Raw genomic sequence first — 19,914 nt, 5'->3', positions numbered from 1 at the left:
GCAGGTTCTGCGAGAATGGCACCGCTGAGCGCGCCGGATGGTTCCGCCCTTGGCTTTCCAGGTTAACGCCATGGGTGCGGACACGGATACAACCCGATTGGATGGGTGTATGGCAGGGTTGAGCCCGACAAGTTTGTTGCTACGCTGTATATCAGCGTCCGCTATCAGGAGCGCAGATCGGGGAGAATGTCGAGGATGCTTTCTCCAAGCATGCTTTCTTTCTTGAACCGGTTGGCTGTCAAAAGCTGCGAATAACCGTGAACGAGGCTCCAGAGGAACATCTGCTGCCGGGCCGCGACTTTCTCGTCATCACCGTCGAAACGCCCGAAGTCCTTGGAGTTTTCTGCCAGTATCGCAAAACAGGCTCTTACATGGCGCAACAGTTCCGGATCGTTTGACGAGACCCGGTCGCGCGCGTACATCAACTCGTACAGCGCCGGATGATCCTGCGCGAACGCGACATAGCCCAAGAGGGCTGCGTTGCGGCGGGCATGGCGGTCCGCGGTGTCGTCTATGCCATTGCGCATGTAGGTTTCCAGTTCGGCGTAACCCTCTGCCGCCAGGGCGGTGAGGAGTGCCGCCTTGTTCGGGAAATGGTTTTGCGGGGCTGTCGCGCTGACCCCTACTGCATCGGCACATTTGCGCAAGGACAGGTTGCTGTGGCCTTCGGCCTCTAGCAGACGCCTTGCTGCGGCCAGCAGGGCTTGCCGCAGGTTCCCGTGGTGATAACGCGTCGGTTCTTTCTGCTCTGTCCTCATATGTGCAACGTAAACTTTCCCCCGCCCCTTGCGCAAGGCAGTCAACAAGCATATGTGCAGTGTAAATATGCACTGCACATATGAGGAAGAAGATGATCAAGATCATGGTATACGGACTGGGGGCGGTTGCCGGGCTTGTGGTGCTGGCCGCAGCGTTCTGGTTCACGAACCCCTTTGGCATGCGAGACACGTTGGTGGCACGGATGATCGTCAACATGCGGGTGGCCCCTGCGCGACTGGATAATCCCAAGACACCCGCTGACTATGGCATGGACTATCAGGACGTGGAGTTTGTGACCGCAGATGGCATCCGCCTCAGCGCCTGGGAAATCCGCGCAGCGACACCTTCGGATCGGACAGTCATTCTCAATCATCCGCTGACGACCACGCGCTACGGGTCGGTTAAGGGTCTGGATGGTGTCGAGGCTGAGTTCTTGCCGATGGTTCGGCACATACATAACGCTGGCTATAACGTGGTCATGTATGATCACCGGGGGCAGGGCGAAAGCGACGGGGGGCTGGGCCGCAAATCGCGCGGTGTCGAGGCCCCCGTGGGCGCGGGCGTGACGGAATGGCAGGACGTTGTCGCCTCGCTGAATTACGTCACCAGCCACCCTGATTTCGGCGATGACGAGATCATCTTCCTGTCGCAATGCATGGGGGCGAACGCAACCTTCCTTGCATGGCAGAACGCGCCGGAACTGTTCGCCAACCCGCAGATCCGAGCTGTGGTCGCCAACCAGCCGACAATTTCCTACAGTTTCACGGATCGCATCATCCGAGCGACCCTTGGGCTCGATATCGTTGAACGTGTCCAGCAGATCCAGCAGGACAAATATGGCTTTGGCTACGCAAACGCATTGGAAACGGTCCCGAGCGTGACGGCGCCCATCCTCTTTGCGCAGGTCGAAGCAGACCGCTACACGTTTGACACAGAAACAGGTCAGAACGACGTCCAACAGATCATCGATGCCGCGACCGCCGAGACCGAGGTTATCTGGATCGGTCCCGATCATGAGCCTGCCTATGGCACGGGCATGCGGTTCGAGGCCTACACCTATTTCAACCATCACCCCGAGCGGCTTCTGGATTTCCTGGCCCGGAATTTCAGCGGCGCGTAACGAAGCAGGCAAGCGTCTCCGCATTTTTGCAAACCAAGCAAGAGGACCGTTAGGTTAGCGTCCTGACAGTCCGCTCCGTCCACGTTGCGGACTGTCAAAACGAGAAGCACCCTGTAGCGCATCAAACCAACGCGGCAACTCTTGCGCAGCACGCCCGGGGACGCGCAAGCCCGCCTGTGGAGAGCGGTACCGGGCGTCTCTTTCCCGTGATCAGAGACCCTTAAGCCCGTGCAGCGTGAGGTCGCTGACCATGCGGGCATACTCCTCGCGCGCGGCGGTGTCGGCGCCGGAATTCCACATGTAATACCAGTTCAACATGCCAAAGACCGACATGGTGGCGCCGCGCAGTTTGCCGGGGTTGCCGGCAAAGGTCTCGGGCGCGATGCCGTTCAGGATATCGCTGAGAAACCCGATCATGTCGCGCTGGTAGCCGCGCAGCTGTTTCTGCTGCTCGACCGGCAGGGCCGACATGCCGCTGGTCTGCACCCGGTGTTCGTCATCCACACCCTGATAGGCCAACAGGATCTCCCGCACCACGGTATGCAACCGCTGCGGCCCGCTCAGACCGTCGATCTCGATCCCGCAGATGCGGTCGCGCAAATCGTGCAGATAGGTTTCGAGGATGTCGAACAGGATCGCATCCTTGCTGTCGTAATAATGATAGATATTGGCCTTTGATATCCCGCATTCGCGCGCAAGCTGGGTCATCGAGGCGCGGTCGAACCCCTCGCGCGCGAAGACGCGCGCCGCAGACTTCAAAATCTGGGCGCGCTTCTGATCGTGGTCCTTGGCAATCGTTCTGGCCAAACCCTACTCCTTGTCGCGGTTGTCGACGACGCGCTTGGCCTTGCCCTGGCTGCGTTCGACATCTCCGGGGTTGCCTACAACAACCTCGGTCGAAACGCCAACGATGTCCTTGATCCGCTTGGTCAGCATCCGCGCCGCGGCGGTCTTGCTCAGCTCGTCGGTCATGGTCGGCAGCGCCTCGACAAAGACGCGCATCGCGTCCATCCGACCGGCCTTGTAGAGTTCGATCTGGTAATGCGGGGCAATACCGCCCGTGGCCATCACCTGTTCCTCGACCTGGCTGGGGAAGACATTGACGCCGCGAAGGATGATCATGTCGTCGCTGCGCCCGGTGATCTTTTCCATCCGCCGCATGCTGCGCGCGGTACCCGGCAACAGCCGGGTCAGGTCGCGGGTGCGATAGCGGATCATCGGCAGGCCCTCTTTGGTCAGCGTGGTAAAGACCAGCTCTCCCATCTCGCCATCGGGCAGCACCTCGCCGGTGACCGGGTCGATGATCTCGGGCAGGAAGTGATCCTCCCAGATGACCGGGCCATCCTTGGTCTCGACGCATTCGTTGGCGACACCCGGGCCCATGATCTCGGAAAGGCCGTAGATATCGACGGCGTGCATGTCGAACGCCTCCTCGACCTCGCGCCGCATGGCGTCGGTCCAGGGTTCGGCGCCGAACACACCCACCTGGAGCGAGCTTTCACGCGGGTCCATGCCGACCTTGTGATACTGCTCAAGGATGTTGAGCATATAGGACGGGGTCACCATGATGCCGGTGGGTTTGAAATCGGTGATCAGACCAACCTGTTTCTCGGTCTGGCCGCCCGACATCGGTACCACGGTCGCGCCCAGCCGCTCGATCCCGTAATGGGCGCCCAGGCCCCCGGTGAACAGGCCATAGCCATAAGCGTTGTGAATCATGTCGCCTTTGCGCAGACCTGCCGCACGCAGCGAGCGCGCCACCAGATCGGCCCAATTGTCGATGTCGCCCTTGGTGTACCCAACCACCGTCGGCTTGCCCGTGGTGCCCGACGAGGCATGCAGGCGGATGATCTGTTCGCGCGGCACGGCAAAGAGGCCAAACGGATAGTTGTCGCGCAGGTCGTTCTTGTAGGTGAACGGGAACTTGGCCAGATCGGCCAGCGTTTGCAGGTCGTCGGGGTGCACACCCGCCTCGTCGAACCGCTTCTTGTACATCGGCACGTTGTCATAGGCATGGCGCAGCGACCATTTCAGGCGGTCCAGCTGCAACGCGCGGATCTCGTCGATCGAGGCGATCTCGATCGGATCCAGGTCTTCTTTCTTGGGGCTCAGGTCCTTCATGACGTCCTCCTCGCCTTAGTCCTCGTCGAACAGGTGGCCCTTGATCGCCCGGGACATGCCCCGAAACTCGGCGATGGTGCGGCCGTCCTGATTGGTCACTTTCACGTCGTAAATCCCGCTGCGCCCGGTCAGGCTGACCTCGGTCGCGGTGGCGGTCAGCCGGTCGCCCAATTGGCCCGGCGCGATATAGCTGATCACGTTATGCTGGGCGACGGTCGACTGGTTGCGGCTGTTGCAGGCAAAGGCGAATGCGCTGTCGGCCAGCATGAAGGTCACGCCGCCATGGCAGATGCCATGCCCGTTGCAATGGTGCGCTGCGACGGTCAGTTCCAGCACCGCCAGCCCCTCGTCGACGCGGGTAATCTCCATCCCCGCCCATTTCGAGGCGTTGTCGTCCGACCACATGGCCGCAGCCGACCGTTCCGCCCGTTCTTTTGGTGTCATGCTCACTTACCCTGAAACCTTGGTGCGCGCTTTTCCAGAAAGGCACTGACGCCCTCGGCATAATCGGCGCTTTCGCCACAGGTTTTCATGGCATCGGCCTCGAGTTCAAGATGATCTTCGAGCGTGTCGACACAGGCCGCCTGAATGCAGCGTTTGGTCAGACCAAAGCCCAGCGTCGGACCATTGGCGAATTGTTCCGCCATGGCGCGGGCCTCGGTCATCAACTGGTCGTCGGGCAGCGCCTGCCAGATCAGGCCCCAGTCCTCGGCCTGTTTCGCGGGCAGGGGTTGCGCGGTCAGCGCCAGCCCCTTGGCGCGCGCCTCGCCCAACAGGCGCGGCAGGTGCCAAGAACCGCCGGTATCGGGGATCAGCCCCACCTTGGCAAAGGACTGGATGAACTTGGCGCTTTCGCCCGCCAGCACGATATCGCAGGCCAGCGCGATATTGGCCCCCGCGCCCGCGGCCACGCCATTGACGGCGCAGATCACCGGGAAATCGAGCGAGCGGATGAGCCGCACCAAAGGCGCATAGAAGGTACGCACGGTATAGCCCAGGTCGGGCGGGCCATCCATTTTCGACGGATCGCGGTCGCCCAGATCCTGACCCGCGCAGAACCCGCGCCCTGCCCCGGTGAGCAGCACCGCGCGGGCGCCATTGTCGCGCGCGCCTTCAAGCGCGGCGCGCAGGGCCAGATGCATCTCGTCGGTGAAGCTGTTCAGCCGATCCGGGCGGTTCAGCGTGATTTCCACCCAGTTCCCATGATCTTGCGCAAGAATCGTATCGCTCATCTCCGCCCCGCTTTGCGAATGTTTCAACAACCATCTTGCATAAACCGAACGGTTGGTCAATAAATTCTTCGCAATTGATTCTCGACCGGTGGAGGCGGAGCGATGGGCGAAAACGAGGTGGTTACGGTAAGGCGCGAAGGCGATATCGCCTGGGTCGAGATCGACAGCCCGCCGGTCAACGCGACCTCGACGCCGGTGCGTGCCGGGCTGGCCCGTGCGGTGGCCGAGGTGCAGGGCGCCCGCGTCGCGATCCTGACCTGCGCCGGCCGCACCTTTGTCGCAGGCGGTGACATGACCGAGTTCGACCGCCCCGCCGAGGAACCGCATCTGCCCGACGTGGTGCAGATGATCGAGGACAGCGAAACACCCTTTGTCGCGGCGATGCATGGCACCGTCCTGGGCGGCGGGTTCGAAATCGCGCTGGCCTGCGCCTGGCGCATCGCCGCGCCGGGCACCAAGTTTGGCCTGCCCGAGGTCAATGTGGGCCTGATCCCCGGCGCGGGCGGCACCCAACGCGCGCCGCGCCTGATCGGCATGCGGGCGGCCATCGACATGGCCTGTTCCGGCAAGATGCTGGATGCGACACAAATGCTGGCGCTGGGGGGCCTCGACCAGGTTGCCGAGGGCGATTTGCGGGCTGCCGCACAGGGCTTTGCCAAGGGCCTGCCGCCTCGCCCGGAAAAGACCCGGCTGCGGCAGGTGCAGGCGCTGGACCCTGAGGCGCTAACCGAGGCCAAACGCGCCCTGACCAAGGCGGCCAAGGGCCGCGCCGCGCCGCTGCACAATCTGGAAGCGCTGCAATGGGCGGCCCTGCCCTTTGACCAGGGCCAGCCGCGCGAACGCGCCCTGCATCTGGACCTGCGCAAATCCGAGGAAAGCCGCGCCCTGCGCTATGCCTTCTTTGCCGAGCGTCTTGTCGCCCGGCCCGACGCCATCGCCGGGGTCGCCCCGCGCGAACTGACCCGCGTTGCCCTTGTCGGCGGCGGACTGATGGGCGCCGGCATCGCCATGGCCTGTCTTGGCGGTGGACTGTCCGTCACCGTCATCGAGCGCGACGCGGCGGCGGCACAGGCGGCGCAGGAGCGGGTTGCCGAGCTGGTCGCGGCGGGCGTCAAGCGCGGCAAGATCAGCCCCAGCGCCGAGGCCGACATGCTGACGCGGCTCAGCACCACCGACACCTATGTCGGTGCATCTGATGCTGATCTGGCCATCGAAGCGGTGTTCGAGGATCTGGACGTCAAGCGCGCAGTCTTTGCTGATCTGGCCGCCGTGATGCGACCCGATGCCATTCTGGCCACCAATACCTCCTACCTCGATCCGCAGCTGATCTTTGCCGGTATCGCGAACCCGGGGCGCTGCCTGGGCCTGCATTTCTTCAGCCCCGCGCATGTGATGAAGCTGCTCGAAATCGTGCACACCCCCGATACCGCGCCCGAGGTGCTGGCCACCGGCTTTGCGCTCGGCAAGCGGCTGCGCAAGGTCTCGGTCCTGTCGGGCATCTGCGACGGGTTCATAGGCAACCGGATGCTGGCCGCCTATCGGCGCGAGGCGGAATACCTGCTGGCCGACGGTGCCCTGCCGCATGAGGTGGACGCCGCGATGCGGGCCGAGGGACTGCCAATGGGTCCGTTCGAGTTGCAGGACCTGACCGGGTTGCAGATCGCCTGGGCCAACCGCAAACGTCAGACCGCCACCCGCGACCCCGCCGAACGCTATGAGCGCATCGCCGATACGCTCTGCGAGATGGATCGTCTGGGCCAGCGCAGCGGCAAGGGCTGGTACGGCTATGCCGAAGGATCGCGCTCTCCGGAACGCGACCCCGAGGTCGAGGCGCTGATCGTCGACTACTCCGCCAAACGAGGCATCACCCGTCGCCCGTTCAACGCCGAAGAGATCGCCCAGCGCCTGCTGGCGGTGCTCGCCAACGAAGGCGCGCGAATCGTCTCCGAGGGCATCGCCGAGCGCGCCGAGGATGTCGATATGGTGCAACTGCACGGATACGGCTTTCCCCGGCACCGGGGCGGGCCGATGCATCTGGCCCAACGGCAGGGCTGGAAAAAAATCATGAAAATCATGGAATTGGTCGCCAACGAAAGCCCCGGCTCGTGGATTTTGGCGACAGGGGGAAACCCCTCTGCAGAAATTTAACCGCCGTTGATGGTTACAAAAAGGACCATTAACGCATTCTCGACTCACGTTTTCAGGGAGGAGTAAAACCCATGAAACTGACCAAAATCAGCACCCTTTTGGCCTCGGCGGCGATGGCCGTCAGCGGCACCATCGCGATGGCGGCGGATTACACGCTGACCATCTCCAGCTGGGCGCCCCCGACCCATGGCATCAACGCGATGATGTGGCCCAAATTCGTCGAAATGGTCGAAGAGGCCACCGACGGTCAGGTCACTGCCGAACTGAAACTGGGCATCGCCCCGCCCCCCGCGCAGATGGACCTGATCCAGGACGGCGCCGCCGATCTGTCGATCATCTTCCACGGCTACCAGCCGGGCCGCTTTGTCACCACCAAGCTGATCGAACTGCCGGGCTACGAAGGTTCGGCCGAGGCCGCTTCGGTCGCCTATTGGCGTGCCTATGACCAGTATCTGAGCAAGGCCGACGAGCATCGCGGCGTCAAGCTGATCGCGCTGCACACCCATGGCCCCGCACAGTTGCACTCGACCGCTCCGGTTACCGACATGGCGCAGATCGCGGGCCTCAAGGTGCGCATCCCCGGCGGTGTCGGCGGCGATGTGGGCACCGCCCTGGGCGCCACCGGCATCCAGGTTCCGGCCCCCAAGGTCTATGAAACGCTCGCCTCCAAGGCTGCCGATGGCGTGGTGATGCCGTTTGAATCGCGCAAGGGCTTCAAGCTGACCGAGGTTGCCCAGAACGTCTATGAGATGCCCGGTGGCCTCTATCGCGGCTCCTTCGCCTTCATCATGAACGAAGACAGCTTTGCCGACCTGCCCGAGGACATCCAGCAGGCACTGGAAGAAAAGGTGTTCGGCGAGCCGCTGAGCCGCGAGATCGGCAAGATCTGGGACGAGATCGACGCCATCGGGCGGACCGAGACCGAGGCCACCGAAGGCAACGCAATCAACGCCGCCTCGGCCGCCGATCTTGAGAAATTCTCCGCCATCGCCGCCGATGTGCGCGAGAAGGTGATTGCCGAGGTCGCCGCCGCCGGGATCGACGCCCAGGCCGCCTATGACCTGATCAAATCGGAAATGGCCGCCAACTGAGCCTTTTCACCGGGGCGGCGTGTTTCGCCGCCCCAGCCAGCCCGCCGGAGGAACCCATGACGTCCCTGATCCGGCTTGCCCGCCACGCCAGCTTTGCGCCTGTGTTGGTGGCCTGCCTTGCCCTCTTTGTCCTGATGGTGATGACCTTCTGCGACGTGATCCTCAGATCCGTCCTGAACGCGCCCATCGAGGCCGCGACCGAACTGACCCGCATCCTGATGGCGGTGCTGGTGTTCTCGGTCCTTCCCATCATCTCGGTCACCAATGGCCAGATCGCCGTCGACCTGACCGATGGCCTGTTTCACCGCCTGCGGCTGGACCGTATCCGTGACGGGCTGATCCATCTGGTCAGCGGCATCATGCTCTACTGGCCGATGAGCCGCGTCTGGATCCTGGCCGAACGCTCGCGCGACTATGGCGACGTGACCGAGTATCTGGCGATCCCGACCTATATCGTGGGCTGGTTCATCGCCATTTCCGTGGGCATCAGCGCGGTGGCGCTGGTCATCACCGGCCTCTTGCATCTCTTCGCTCCCCGCCTGCTTTCGGAGGCCCTGAAATGACTGCCGCACTGATCGGTTTTGCACTTGTCCTGGTGCTGGTGCTGCTGCGCCTGCCCATCGTCTTTGCCATGGGTCTCGTCGGCACGCTGGGCTTTGCCTACGAGCGGGGCGGTTCGATCCTGGATGAACGCGGGCTCAAGGCTGCGATGTCCATGGTGGGCCGTCAGGTGATGGATACCGCGCAGGATTACGGCCTGAGCGTGGTGCCGCTGTTCATCCTGATGGGGCTTTTCGTCAACAAGGGCGGCATGGCGCGCGAGCTTTATGCGGTGTCGAACGCATTCCTGGGCCATTTCCGGGGTGGCATCGCCATGGCAACGGTTGCCGCCTGTGGTGGCTTCTCGGCCATCTGCGGCTCGTCCCTGGCAACGGCGGCCACCATGTCCAAGGTCGCGATGCCGGAAATGCGCCGTTACGGCTATACCGACGAGCTGTCGACCGCGTCCATCGCGGCGGGGGGCACGCTGGGCATCCTGATCCCGCCTTCGGTCATTCTGGTGATTTATGGGTTGTTGACCGAAACCTCGATCGGCAAGCTGTTCATGGCGGGGATCATTCCGGGTATCCTGGGCATATTGTTCTACCTCTTTGCCGTGCGCTGGACCGTGTGGCGCAATCCCGCGGCGGGCCCCGCAGGTGAACGTGCGGGCTGGGGCGAACGGGTGCGCGCGCTGGGTTCGGTCTGGGCGGTGCTCTTGCTGTTCTTCCTGGTGATCGGCGGGCTGTATGGCGCCTTCGACTTTCACCCGCTGAATCTGACCTTTTCACCGACCGAGGCGGCGGGCATGGGCGCGGCGGGCGCCTTTCTGATCGCGCTTTTCCGGGGTGGGCTGACGGTTGGCTCCACCTTCGAGGTGCTGAAAGAGACCAGCTTTACCGCCGCATCCCTCTTTTCGGTGCTGATCGGGGCGCAGGTGTTTTCCAACTTCATCAACCTCGCTGGCCTACCCGAGGCGCTGATCGCCATGGTCACCGCCTATGATGTGGCGCCCTTTGTGGTAATCCTGATGATCCTCGGCATCTACATCATCCTGGGCTGCGTGTTCGAATCGCTGTCGATGCTGCTGCTGACCGTGCCGATCTTCTTTCCGCTGGTCACCTCGCTGGGATACGATCCGATCTGGTTCGGTATCGTCGTGGTGGTGGTGACCGAGATCAGCCTGATCACGCCACCCGTGGGCCTCAATGTGTTCATCCTCAAGGGCGTGGTAGGCGACGTCTCGACCGGCACGATCTTTCGCGGGGTGACGCCGTTCTGGATCGCCGACATCTTCCGGCTGGCACTGATCGTGCTGGTGCCGGTAGTGGTGCTCTACCTACCCCAGCAGATGGGCGCGATGGGTCACTGACACGTGATCCGCCGGGCCGAAAGGTCCGGCGGTTTTCGTTTGTGTGCGTCACTATGTTGGAATTTTATTGACCGACCGTTCGGTCGCGAATACCATCCTTCACAATTTGCGCCCTGAACCGGTTAGACTGGCGGGCGACAGGAACAGGAGACTGCCATGGCCCTTCAACAGATTTCCAGCTTTGCCGCCGGCCAGTGGGTCGCACCCGGCGCAGGCGCCCGCACCATCGCCTCGGCCATCAACGGTGCACCGATCGCCAGCGCAGGCAATGACGCGCTCGACGTGCTGGCGATGCTCGATCATGCCCGCAACACCGGCGGCCCCGCCCTGCGCAAGCTAGGGTTCCATGACCGCGCCCGCATGATCAAGGCGCTGGGTCAGGCGCTGAACGCCCGCAAGGCCGAACTGTACGCCGCCAGTTTCGACACCGGCGCCACCCAGTCCGACCACCTGATCGACATCGACGGCGGCATCGGCACCATGTTCGTCTTCGCCTCCAAAGGCCGGCGCGAGATGCCGGACGGCCAGATCTATCTGGACGGCGAGGTGGAACAGCTGAGCCGCAACGGCACCTTCCTGGGCCAGCACGTCTGCACCCCGCTGCAAGGGGTCGCGGTGCATATCAACGCCTTCAACTTCCCTGTCTGGGGCATGCTGGAAAAGCTGGCCCCCACCCTCTTGGCCGGTGTCCCCTCTATCGTGAAACCCGCGACCAACAGCTGCTATGTCACCGAACTGGCAGTGCGCATCATGCTGGAGGCCGACATTCTGCCCGCAGGCGCCCTGCAACTGGTGTCGGGCGGCCTTGGCGACATGTTGGATCATCTGAACTGCCAGGATGTGGTCAGCTTCACCGGCTCCGCCGATACCGCGCTGAAACTGCGCTCGAACCCGGTGATCCTGCAAAACGCGGTGCGTTTCGTGGCCGAACAGGACAGTCTGAACGCCTCGATCCTTGGCCCCGATGCGGAACCCGGCACGCCCGAATTCGACCTGTTCATCAAGGAGGTCGCGCGCGAGATGACCACCAAGGCGGGGCAGAAATGCACCGCGATCCGCCGCATCATCGCGCCCCAGCCGCGTGTCGAGGCGGTGATCGAGGCGCTGAGTGCGCGCCTCGCAAAGACCGTGATCGGCGACCCGCGTGACGAGGCAACCCGCATGGGCGCGCTGGTCTCGGGCGGGCAAAAGGCCGATGTGCTGGCCAAGGCCGCGATCATCGGGCAAGAGGCAGAACAGGTCTTCACCATGGATCCCGGCCTGTCCGGCGATCTGGCCAACGGCGCCTTTGTGCCGCCGATGCTGTTCCACTGCGCCGACCCCGACCGCGCCCAGCGCGTGCACGATACCGAGGCATTCGGCCCGGTCTCGACCGTCATGGGCTATCGCGACATGGATCACGCGGTGGCGCTGGCCAATCGCGGCGGCGGCTCGCTGGTAACCTCGCTGATCACACATGACGCCGATGTGGCGCGCGATGTGGTGATGGGCGCGGGCGCCTTTCACGGGCGCATCTACATCAACAACCGCGACTCGATGAAGGAATCGACCGGTCACGGCTCACCCCTGCCCCACATGGTGCATGGTGGCCCGGGCCGCGCCGGCGGTGGCGAGGAGATGGGCGGCGTGCGTGGCGTGAAACATTACATGCAGCGCACCGCAGTGCAGGGCTCGCCCGAGATGCTGGCCCGGATCGGCGGCAAATGGGTGCCCGGCGCGACCGAGGTCGCAGGCCCCGCGCATCCCTTTACCCGCCGCTATGACGAACTGTCGATTGGCGAGACGCTAAACACCGCCTCGCGCACCGTCACCATGGACGATATCGAACATTTCGCCCATTTCACCGGCGACACCTTCTATGCCCATATGGATGACGCCGCCGCCAAGCGGAATCCGTTCTTCCCGGGCCGGGTGGCGCATGGCTATCTGTTGCTCAGCTTCGCCGCCGGTCTGTTCGTCGAGCCGAACGAGGGGCCGGTACTGGCCAATACCGGGCTGGACGGCCTGCGCTTCATGAAGCCGGTTTCGGCCGGGGACAGCATCAAGGTGCGCCTGACAGTCAAGAAAAAGACCCGCCGCACCGACGAATACGGCGAGGTCCGCTGGCATGTGACGCTGACCAACCAGGATGACGAGATGGTCGCGGAATACGAGCTGCTGACCATGAACGCCTATTGAATGCACTGGCCCCCGGCCATGGCTGCCGGGGGCCAGAAAGCGATTCTCATTTATGTCCGGGCGACTTAGACTGTCTGCATGATACGAGATACCTCTTGGTTTGACACGGCCGTCACCCGGCTGACCGACCCGCAGAACCAGCGGGTCTGGTCGATCATCGTCTCGTTGTTCGGTGATCTCGCCCGGCGCAAGGGCGACCGGATCTCGGGCAGCGCACTGACCCGCATCACCCAGCCGATGGGTATCAAGCCCGAAGCGATGCGCGTGGCCCTGCACCGGCTGCGCAAGGACGGCTGGATCGAAAGCAGCCGCGAGGGGCGCAGCTCGGTCCATTACCTGTCCGAGTTTGGCCGCACGCAATCGGACCGGGTGACACCGCGCATCTATACCCGCGCACCTGAGTTGCCCGAGACCTGGCATATCCTGATCGCCGAGGATGGCGGCAGCCTGAACACGCTCAACGACCTGTTGCTGACCGATACCTATACCGGGCTAGGCCGCACCGTGGCGCTGGGGTCGGGGCCGGTGCCGGGCGATTGCGACGATCTGGCCGGGTTCGAAGTCACCGCGCGTGCCGTTCCCGGCTGGCTTCAGACCCGGCTCTTTCCCGAAGATCTGGGGGCGGCCTGTCACAGCTTGCAACAGGACTGTGCCGCGTTGCGGGCGGCGGGCATACCGGCGTTTCTGACACCGGTTCAGGTGGCGACGCTGCGGACATTGCTGGTGCATCGCTGGCGGCGGGTGGCGCTGCGCCACCCGGATTTGCCCCTGGCCTTCCAGCCCAAGGGCTGGACCGGGCCTTCCTGCCGCGAACAGGTCTTTGCCCTGCTTGACGCGTTGCCCCTGCCCCGATTGGCCGATCTGAATACCACGGATTGACCCCACGACAAGACTCTGTCCCTGCGACGCGGATCCGCTAGACTTGATCAAGGCAAGGAGCGGAGGCCGGACAGAATGGCGACACGCGAAACGGATATGCTCATCGTTGGGGCAGGGTTTTCCGGACTGATCATGGCGATGGAGGCCCGCAAGCGCGGCCTTGCCCGGATCGACATCCTGGAAAAGGCCGATGATATCGGCGGCACCTGGCGCGAGAACACCTATCCCGGTGTCGCCTGCGACGTGCCCTCGCATCTCTATTCACTGGCAAGCCACCCGAACCCGGGCTGGTCCACGGCCTATGCGGGTGGCGGCGAGATACAAAGCTATCTTCAAAAGGTTGCACGCGACGAAAGCCTCTATGACCTCTGCCATTTCGGCCAGACCCTGCGCGCGGCGCGTTGGGACGGCGCGCGCTGGCAGGTCGAAACCGACGAGGGGCAGCATTGGTCGGCGCGGTTCTTGGTCTCGGCCATCGGCGCGCTGCATGTGCCGAACATCCCCGAACTGCCGGGCGCCCACAGCTTTCCCGGCCCGGCCTTCCACTCGGCCCAATGGGATCATGGCGTCGATCTGGCCGACAAACGGATTGCGGTCGTGGGCACCGGCGCCTCGGCGGTGCAATTCGTGCCCGAAATCGCGCCCAAGGCCGCCCGTGTCAGCATCTTTCAGCGCACGCCGCCTTATGTCCTGCCCCGACCGGACGGGCCGATCGCTCCCTGGGTACGGCGGCTATATGCCCGCCTGCCGCTGTTGCCACGTATCCGCCGCGCTCTGATCTATGCGGTGTTCGAGTTCCGCCACGCGGTGTTTCGCGGCAAGCCGAGGGCCGTCGATTTCGCCATGCGCATGTGGCAAAGGGCACTGACCGATGCCATCCCCGACCCCGAAGAACAGGCCAAGCTGACACCGCCCTATCGCATTGGCTGCAAGCGCATCCTCAGTTCCAACGACTGGTACCCGGCCTTGGCCCGGAAAAATGTCGAGGTGATCCCCCATGGCGTGGCGCGGATCGAGGGCGACACGCTGATCGCCACCGACGGCACCCGGATTCAGGCCGACGTTCTGATCTGGGGCACCGGGTTCCACGTCACCGACGCCGCCGAACGTCTGGACATCACCGGCGCCGACGGGCTGACCATCCGCGAGGCCTGGTCCGAGGGCATGTCCGCGCATCTGGGCACCTCGGTCGTAGGCTTTCCCAACTTCTTTGTCCTGCTCGGGCCCCATACCGGGTTGGGCCACAACTCGGTCGTGCTGATGATCGAGGCGCAGGTCGAACATATCGGACGGCTGCTGGATGCCATGCAGAAACAGCGTCTCGCCACGATCTCGCCGAAACCACAGGCGCAGGCCGCGTTTGAAGCCGAGATGCAGGAGCGGTTGACGGACTCGGTCTGGCAGGCCGGTGGCTGCTCTTCGTGGTATCAGGACAGCACCGGCCGCAACACCACACTTTGGCCCGGCACGGTAGGCGAATATCGCAAACGCATGGCTGGCGCCGGGATGGAACAATATCTAACCTCGCCCCCGTCGCATACCTGATCCCGGAGTTGCCATGTCCACCCTGCTTCTGCTCGTCTGCCTGCCCTTTGCCCTGATTGGCGTGATGCTGGGATTGGGCTGGCTCAGAACGCGGTCGCTGGCGCGGCGCGGCGCGGCGCTGGTACCGCAGGCCGGCGAGGTGCAGCCGGTGACCGGCGGCACCATCCACTATGTCGAGGCCGGCGACCCGGCCAAACAGACACTGGTGTTGATCCACGGGCTGGCCGGGCAGTTGCAGCATTTCACCTATGCGCTGGTTGACCGACTGGCACAGGATCATCACGTCATCGCACTGGACCGGCCCGGCTGCGGTTATTCCACCCGTGACGGCGCAGCCTTGGCCGGGTTACCGGAACAGGCCCGGATGATCGGAGAGTTCCTTGATGCCAAGGGGGTCAAGGATCCTGTGCTGGTCGGTCATTCGCTGGGCGGCGCGATTGCGCTGGCCATGGCACTGGACCGCCCGCGAAAGGTGGCCGGGCTGGCGCTGATCTGTCCGCTCACCCATCACATGGCAGGCCCGCCAGCCGTGTTCCGCCCGCTGGAAATCCGTAACGAACGGCTGCGCTACTTGATCGGGCATACCATCGCGGTACCGATGGCGAACTGGACCGCAGAGCAGACCCTGACCCAAGTCTTTGCCCCCGAGGATTTCCCCGAAGATTTTCTGGACCGTGCCGGTGGCGCGCTCGGGCTCAGGCCACAGGCCTTTGTCACCGCATCCCAGGACGTGGTGGGCGCAGATGCCAGCATAGCGGCACAGGCACAGCGCTATCGCGAACTTGATGTCCCCGGTGCCATCCTGTTCGGGGCCGAGGACGCGGTGCTGCTCCCCACCCAACATGGTGTTCCGATGAAGAAATTCGGCCTGCGATGCGAACTGTTGCCCGGACGCGGCCATATGCTCCCGATTACCGCGCCGGAGGAATGCGAAGAGTTCATTCGCGGCGTGTCGATCTCGACCCGGGTGCCTGCCACCCTGCGCGGATAAACGGGCGCGGGGTCAGCTCCGCGCCGCGATATGGGCTTCGACCCGCGCCGCCTGTTCCGGGGTGAGCCGCAAACCCAGCTTGGTACGGCGCCACAGAAAGTCCTCGGCACTGCGCACCCATTCCCGCGACACGGCCCAATCCAGCTCGCACGCGGTGATGGTGGCGCCGAAATCCTCGCCCAGCGCCTCGGCGCTGTCGGCCTTGCCGAGCATCTCTACCGCCTCGGTGCCATAGGCCCGCACCAGCCGCGCGGCCCAGGCCTGCGTCAGGAACGGGTATTGCCGCATCAGGCCCTCGGTCAGGGCCGCCACCCCGTCCACCGGGAAGTCACCGCCCGGCAGGGCAACACCCGCCGTCCATTTCCCGGAGAGGCCCGGAAAGAAAGGCGCGATCTTGTCCAGCGCCGATTCCGCCAGCCGCCGATAGGTGGTGATCTTGCCGCCAAAGACGTTGAGTACCGGCGCCCCACCTGTCTGATCGACCTTGAGCACGTAGTCGCGCGTCGCCGCCGTAGCCGAACTGGCCCCGTCATCATAAAGCGGGCGTACCCCGGAATAGGTCCAGACCACATCCTCGGGCGTCAGTTGCTGCTTGAAATAGTCAGAGGCGAAGCGCAGAAGATAATCCCGCTCACCCTCGGTACAGTTGGGTCTTGTGCCCGGGTCCGTATGCTCCTGATCGGTGGTACCGATCAGGGTAAACTCTCCCTCGTAGGGGATCGCGAATATGATCCGCCCATCAGTGCCCTGAAAGAAATAACAGCGGTCATGATCGAACAGCCGCCGGGTCACGATATGGCTGCCCCGCACCAGCCTCACCCGCTCCGAAGAGTTGAGCCGCAGCGCGCCATGGATCAGCTCTCCGACCCAAGGGCCACCCGCATTGACCAGCACGCGCGCGCAGAGCTCGCGAGTTTCGCCTGTCACCGTATCCTCTAGGGTAACAGCCCAGTGATCGGCGGCGCGTGTGGCCGAAACCACCCGTGTCCGCGTCATGATCCGCGCCCCGCGCGCCGCCGCGTCGCGTGCGTTCAGCACGACAAGGCGGGCATCCTCGACCCAGCAGTCAGAGTATTCATAGGCCTTGCGAAACCGGTCCTGCAACGGCGCCCCCGCCGGGTCGCTGCTCAGGTCCAGCGTGCGGGTGCCGGGCAGGATTTTGCGACCGCCCAGGTGGTCATACATGAACAGGCCCAGCCGGATCAGCCAGGCCGGGCGGCGTCCCTTCATCCAGGGCATTACCGTCGACAACAACCGCGAGGTGGGCGTGTCATTCTCGAACCGCATATCCGGGTGATAGGGCAGCACGAAACGCATCGGCCAGCTGATATGCGGCATCGCACGCAGCAGTGTCTCGCGCTCGATCAGCGCCTCGCGCACCAGCCGGAACTCGAAATATTCAAGATAGCGCAGCCCGCCATGAAACAACTTGGTCGAGGCCGATGAGGTGGCCCAGGCCAGATCCTTCATCTCGGCCAAAGCCACCGACAGCCCCCGCCCCGCCGCATCACGCGCGATGCCGCAGCCATTGATCCCGCCGCCAATGACAAAGAGGTCATAGACCCGGTTGTCGGTCTCAGTCATCGGTATACTCCGCAATCAGAATTTCGGTCTCTGCCTCTTCGGCACGCCGCAGAAACTCGGCCGGTGGTGCCCGGTCGGTCACCACGTAATCAAGCTCGGTCAGATCGCAGATCCGGACCGGGGCGGCGATGTCGAATTTGGACCCGTCACAGACCAGAATCCGACTGCGCGCATTGCGCAGTATGGCGCGGGCCACCGAGACCTCGCGCGCGTCGAAATCCAGGATCGCGCCGTCGGCATCCATCGCCGAGGCACCGATGACCGCAAAATCCACCTTGTAGCGCGAAATGAACTCGACCGCATCCTCGCCCACGATGGCGCCATCGCTTTGCCGGACCGCGCCGCCGACCAGCACCAGTTCCTTGGACGGCGTGCCGATCAACAGGTTGATGATGTTGATATTGTTGGACAGAACCGTCAGCCCGCGATGCCCGGCCAGCGCGCGGGCGACCTGTTCCGTCGAGGTTCCGATATTCAGGGTGACCGAGCTGTCATCGGGGATCAGCGTTGCCGCCAGCGCCCCCATCGCCGCCTTTTGCCCTCGGTGCAGCTGCCGGCGCGCACCGTATTCGCGGTTCGACACCGTCTCGACCCGCACCGCGCCGCCATGGGTTCGCTTGAGCAGTCCGCGGTCGTGCAGATCGCGCAGATCGGCCCGCACCGTCTGACTGCTGACCCCGAAATCCTGGGTGAGTTCGTCGACCCCAACCCGCTCCTGCTGGCGCAGCTTCTGCAATATCTCGTGCTGTCTTGCTTCCGCGTCCATGACTCGTGCCTCCTGTATCGGACGTTATAGACCCGGTACAGAAAACTGTCACTCACTATGCTTTCATTTTTCTTCGGTTTATCGATTTCTGAAACCAATTACTCGAAGTTTCGCAAGGCGCCAATTCTCTCGACAGAAGGTTGCCACCGACGCCGGAACAGACGTTCCAGCATAACGGCATACCTCTTCATGCCGCGCGCAAGGTTTGACCAGAGAAATCAGCGTGACACCAGAACCGCTGGGTCGCAAAATAATGAAGATGTCGGAAAGTGGCAGGGGCAGCAGGGTTCGAACCCGCGACCTACGGTTTTGGAGACCGTCGCTCTACCAACTGAGCTATACCCCTATCGTGGCGATGGAGATATGCCACCGATGCGGCGGACTCAAGCCCCTTTTCGACAAGCAGGAGCAAAAAGAGAGCCGGGAAAGGCGTTGCACCGCGCCTCTCGTCGGGTATGACAGAAGCGATCCAAACCGAAGGAGGCGCCATGAGCCTGCGCAAGAAGATTGCCGACAGCGAAGCAGTGCTGAATTGGGTTGCCCGACGGATCGCATCCTATATCCGCCTGATACATCGCAACACCAAATGGCAGCGGATCGGCTATGAGCAACTGGACCAATTGGCGGCTGCGGGGGAACCGGTGATCGTGGTGCTCTGGCACCAGCGTCTGGCGCAATCACCCTATTTCTTTCCGCTCGACAAAGGGCGGATCTGTTCGATTACTTCCGCCGCGCGTGCAGGCAGCATGGTGGGCCGGGTGCAGAAACTCTTCGGTATGGATACCATCGCCATGTCCAGCCACAAACGCCATGTGGCCCTCTCGCGCGAAGTTCTGGGCAAGATGAAGGGCGGAATTTCCATCGGGATTGCAGCAGACGGCCCGCGCGGGCCGGAACGGGTTTCGTCCACTGTCCCGCTGATCTGGGCGCGCAGTTCAGGAAAGCGGGTGTTCGGCATTACCTATTCTGTCCGGCACGGACGCGAGATGGGTAGCTGGGACCGGCTTCTGCTACCGCGCCCCTGGCGCAACGAAGGCGTGTTCTTGTGCCGGGAATGGCACGATCCGGTGCCGCGCAAGGCATCGGAAGAAGAGATCGAGACGCTGCGCCAGAGCCTTGAGCATCATATGAACGAGATAACGGAAGAAGCGGACCTTATGGTCGGGCGGAGACCGTGGTCTCCGTCGACCTGACCCAAGCATAGTGTGACCTTGGAACTGCCTGATCCGGCCCATATTTCCGATGGCAGAACGATCCGGCCGAGGCTGCGACAGCTCAGTGCAGCTTGTTCACACGATTCTGCATCATCGCGCAGAGGGCGATCGACCGGTAAACGGCTTCAATAATCCTGGCGGGATTGGTTTTGCTGAGGAACGGCATTTGTCTCACTCCCTGTCTTGATTTACACAGACAGATTGACCCAGCGTAATGATTCTGTCTGTGACCCAGTTCACCGTGATCGAAAACGGCGTACTGAGTGGCGGGCTGCGAGATTATTCGTCGAATAATCTCGGGTGTCGGATCGTTTGTGGACATGAAAAAGGCCGCTCCGGGGGAGCGGCCTTTTCTGTTTGTCACCCTTGTGCGC

General features: G+C 63.3%; 17 protein-coding genes and 1 tRNA gene. 10 read left to right on the top strand and 8 right to left on the bottom strand.

Features of this window, described 5'->3' with window-relative positions; genetic code table 11:
• Nucleotides 1-164 precede the first annotated feature (164 nt).
• The gene (locus AC2FL1_RS11075) at nucleotides 165-758 is read right to left on the bottom strand and encodes a TetR-like C-terminal domain-containing protein (RefSeq protein WP_496876956.1); all 594 of its coding nucleotides are present in this window, start codon (nucleotides 756-758) and stop codon (nucleotides 165-167) included.
• A 92-nt stretch (nucleotides 759-850) separates the two neighbouring features.
• On the opposite strand from AC2FL1_RS11075, the gene AC2FL1_RS11070 reads away from it, so the two are divergent.
• Nucleotides 851-1,879 (top strand): alpha/beta hydrolase, encoded by a 1,029-nt coding sequence (locus AC2FL1_RS11070; RefSeq protein WP_496829172.1) that lies wholly within the window; start codon nucleotides 851-853, stop codon nucleotides 1,877-1,879.
• 210 nt (nucleotides 1,880-2,089) lie between these two features.
• Here the strand turns inward: AC2FL1_RS11070 and AC2FL1_RS11065 are convergent, their stop codons facing one another.
• From AC2FL1_RS11065 to paaG, 4 genes are read right to left on the bottom strand one after another with little or no spacing between them, the layout of a single operon-like run.
• Complete coding sequence (locus tag AC2FL1_RS11065) at nucleotides 2,090-2,686, bottom strand: TetR/AcrR family transcriptional regulator (RefSeq protein WP_496876955.1); 597 nt, start codon at nucleotides 2,684-2,686, stop codon at nucleotides 2,090-2,092.
• 3 nt (nucleotides 2,687-2,689) lie between these two features.
• A complete protein-coding gene (gene paaK, locus AC2FL1_RS11060) occupies nucleotides 2,690-4,000 on the bottom strand; it encodes a phenylacetate--CoA ligase PaaK (RefSeq protein WP_496876954.1) in 1,311 nt (436 codons plus the stop codon).
• Between the two features lie 15 nt (nucleotides 4,001-4,015).
• Complete coding sequence (paaI, locus tag AC2FL1_RS11055; RefSeq protein WP_496876953.1) at nucleotides 4,016-4,444, bottom strand: hydroxyphenylacetyl-CoA thioesterase PaaI; 429 nt, start codon at nucleotides 4,442-4,444, stop codon at nucleotides 4,016-4,018.
• 2 nt (nucleotides 4,445-4,446) lie between these two features.
• On the bottom strand, nucleotides 4,447-5,232 hold the full coding sequence (gene paaG, locus AC2FL1_RS11050; protein WP_496876952.1) for a 2-(1,2-epoxy-1,2-dihydrophenyl)acetyl-CoA isomerase PaaG: 786 nt from the start codon (nucleotides 5,230-5,232) through the stop codon (nucleotides 4,447-4,449).
• 102 nt (nucleotides 5,233-5,334) lie between these two features.
• Between paaG and AC2FL1_RS11045 the strand changes: the two genes are divergently transcribed.
• From AC2FL1_RS11045 to AC2FL1_RS11010, 8 genes are all read left to right on the top strand, one after another.
• Nucleotides 5,335-7,380 carry a 3-hydroxyacyl-CoA dehydrogenase NAD-binding domain-containing protein gene (locus AC2FL1_RS11045; protein ID WP_496876951.1) on the top strand — a complete coding sequence of 682 codons (2,046 nt, stop codon included), beginning with the start codon at nucleotides 5,335-5,337 and terminating at the stop codon, nucleotides 7,378-7,380.
• Between the two features lie 71 nt (nucleotides 7,381-7,451).
• Entirely contained in the window at nucleotides 7,452-8,471 is a 1,020-nt protein-coding gene (locus AC2FL1_RS11040; RefSeq protein ID WP_496876950.1) for a TRAP transporter substrate-binding protein, read from the top strand.
• A 56-nt stretch (nucleotides 8,472-8,527) separates the two neighbouring features.
• Nucleotides 8,528-9,034 carry a TRAP transporter small permease gene (locus AC2FL1_RS11035; protein WP_496876949.1) on the top strand — a complete coding sequence of 169 codons (507 nt, stop codon included), beginning with the start codon at nucleotides 8,528-8,530 and terminating at the stop codon, nucleotides 9,032-9,034.
• The gene (locus AC2FL1_RS11030; RefSeq protein WP_496876948.1) at nucleotides 9,031-10,383 is read left to right on the top strand and encodes a TRAP transporter large permease; all 1,353 of its coding nucleotides are present in this window, start codon (nucleotides 9,031-9,033) and stop codon (nucleotides 10,381-10,383) included. The genes AC2FL1_RS11035 and AC2FL1_RS11030 overlap by 4 nt, the downstream gene beginning before the upstream one ends.
• A 156-nt stretch (nucleotides 10,384-10,539) precedes the next feature.
• Entirely contained in the window at nucleotides 10,540-12,561 is a 2,022-nt protein-coding gene (gene paaZ / locus AC2FL1_RS11025) for a phenylacetic acid degradation bifunctional protein PaaZ (RefSeq protein WP_496876947.1), read from the top strand.
• Between the two features lie 78 nt (nucleotides 12,562-12,639).
• Entirely contained in the window at nucleotides 12,640-13,440 is an 801-nt protein-coding gene (locus AC2FL1_RS11020; RefSeq protein WP_496876946.1) for a PaaX family transcriptional regulator C-terminal domain-containing protein, read from the top strand.
• Between the two features lie 75 nt (nucleotides 13,441-13,515).
• Nucleotides 13,516-14,985 carry a flavin-containing monooxygenase gene (locus AC2FL1_RS11015; protein ID WP_496876945.1) on the top strand — a complete coding sequence of 490 codons (1,470 nt, stop codon included), beginning with the start codon at nucleotides 13,516-13,518 and terminating at the stop codon, nucleotides 14,983-14,985.
• Between the two features lie 13 nt (nucleotides 14,986-14,998).
• Nucleotides 14,999-15,976, top strand: coding sequence for an alpha/beta hydrolase (locus AC2FL1_RS11010; protein ID WP_496829194.1), 978 nt, complete (start codon nucleotides 14,999-15,001; stop codon nucleotides 15,974-15,976).
• A 12-nt stretch (nucleotides 15,977-15,988) separates the two neighbouring features.
• Here AC2FL1_RS11010 and glpD read toward each other — a convergent pair whose 3' ends face one another.
• The 3 genes from glpD to AC2FL1_RS10995 all read right to left on the bottom strand — a co-directional run bounded on the left by glpD (nucleotide 15,989) and on the right by AC2FL1_RS10995 (nucleotide 18,672).
• Nucleotides 15,989-17,560, bottom strand: coding sequence for a glycerol-3-phosphate dehydrogenase (glpD, locus tag AC2FL1_RS11005; protein WP_496876944.1), 1,572 nt, complete (start codon nucleotides 17,558-17,560; stop codon nucleotides 15,989-15,991).
• Nucleotides 17,553-18,326, bottom strand: a complete 774-nt coding sequence (locus AC2FL1_RS11000) for a DeoR/GlpR family DNA-binding transcription regulator (RefSeq protein WP_496829198.1) — start codon at nucleotides 18,324-18,326, stop codon at nucleotides 17,553-17,555. The genes glpD and AC2FL1_RS11000 overlap by 8 nt, the downstream gene beginning before the upstream one ends.
• A 270-nt stretch (nucleotides 18,327-18,596) precedes the next feature.
• Nucleotides 18,597-18,672, bottom strand: a tRNA-Trp gene (locus AC2FL1_RS10995).
• A 142-nt stretch (nucleotides 18,673-18,814) separates the two neighbouring features.
• Between AC2FL1_RS10995 and AC2FL1_RS10990 the strand changes: the two genes are divergently transcribed.
• Nucleotides 18,815-19,519, top strand: a complete 705-nt coding sequence (locus AC2FL1_RS10990; RefSeq protein WP_496829200.1) for a lysophospholipid acyltransferase family protein — start codon at nucleotides 18,815-18,817, stop codon at nucleotides 19,517-19,519.
• Nucleotides 19,520-19,914: the final 395 nt, after the last annotated feature.

This window comes from Ruegeria sp. YKSF070 (assembly GCF_059612725.1).
Note: the sequence above shows the minus strand (reverse complement) of the source record. Positions and strands in the feature narration are given on the sequence as shown.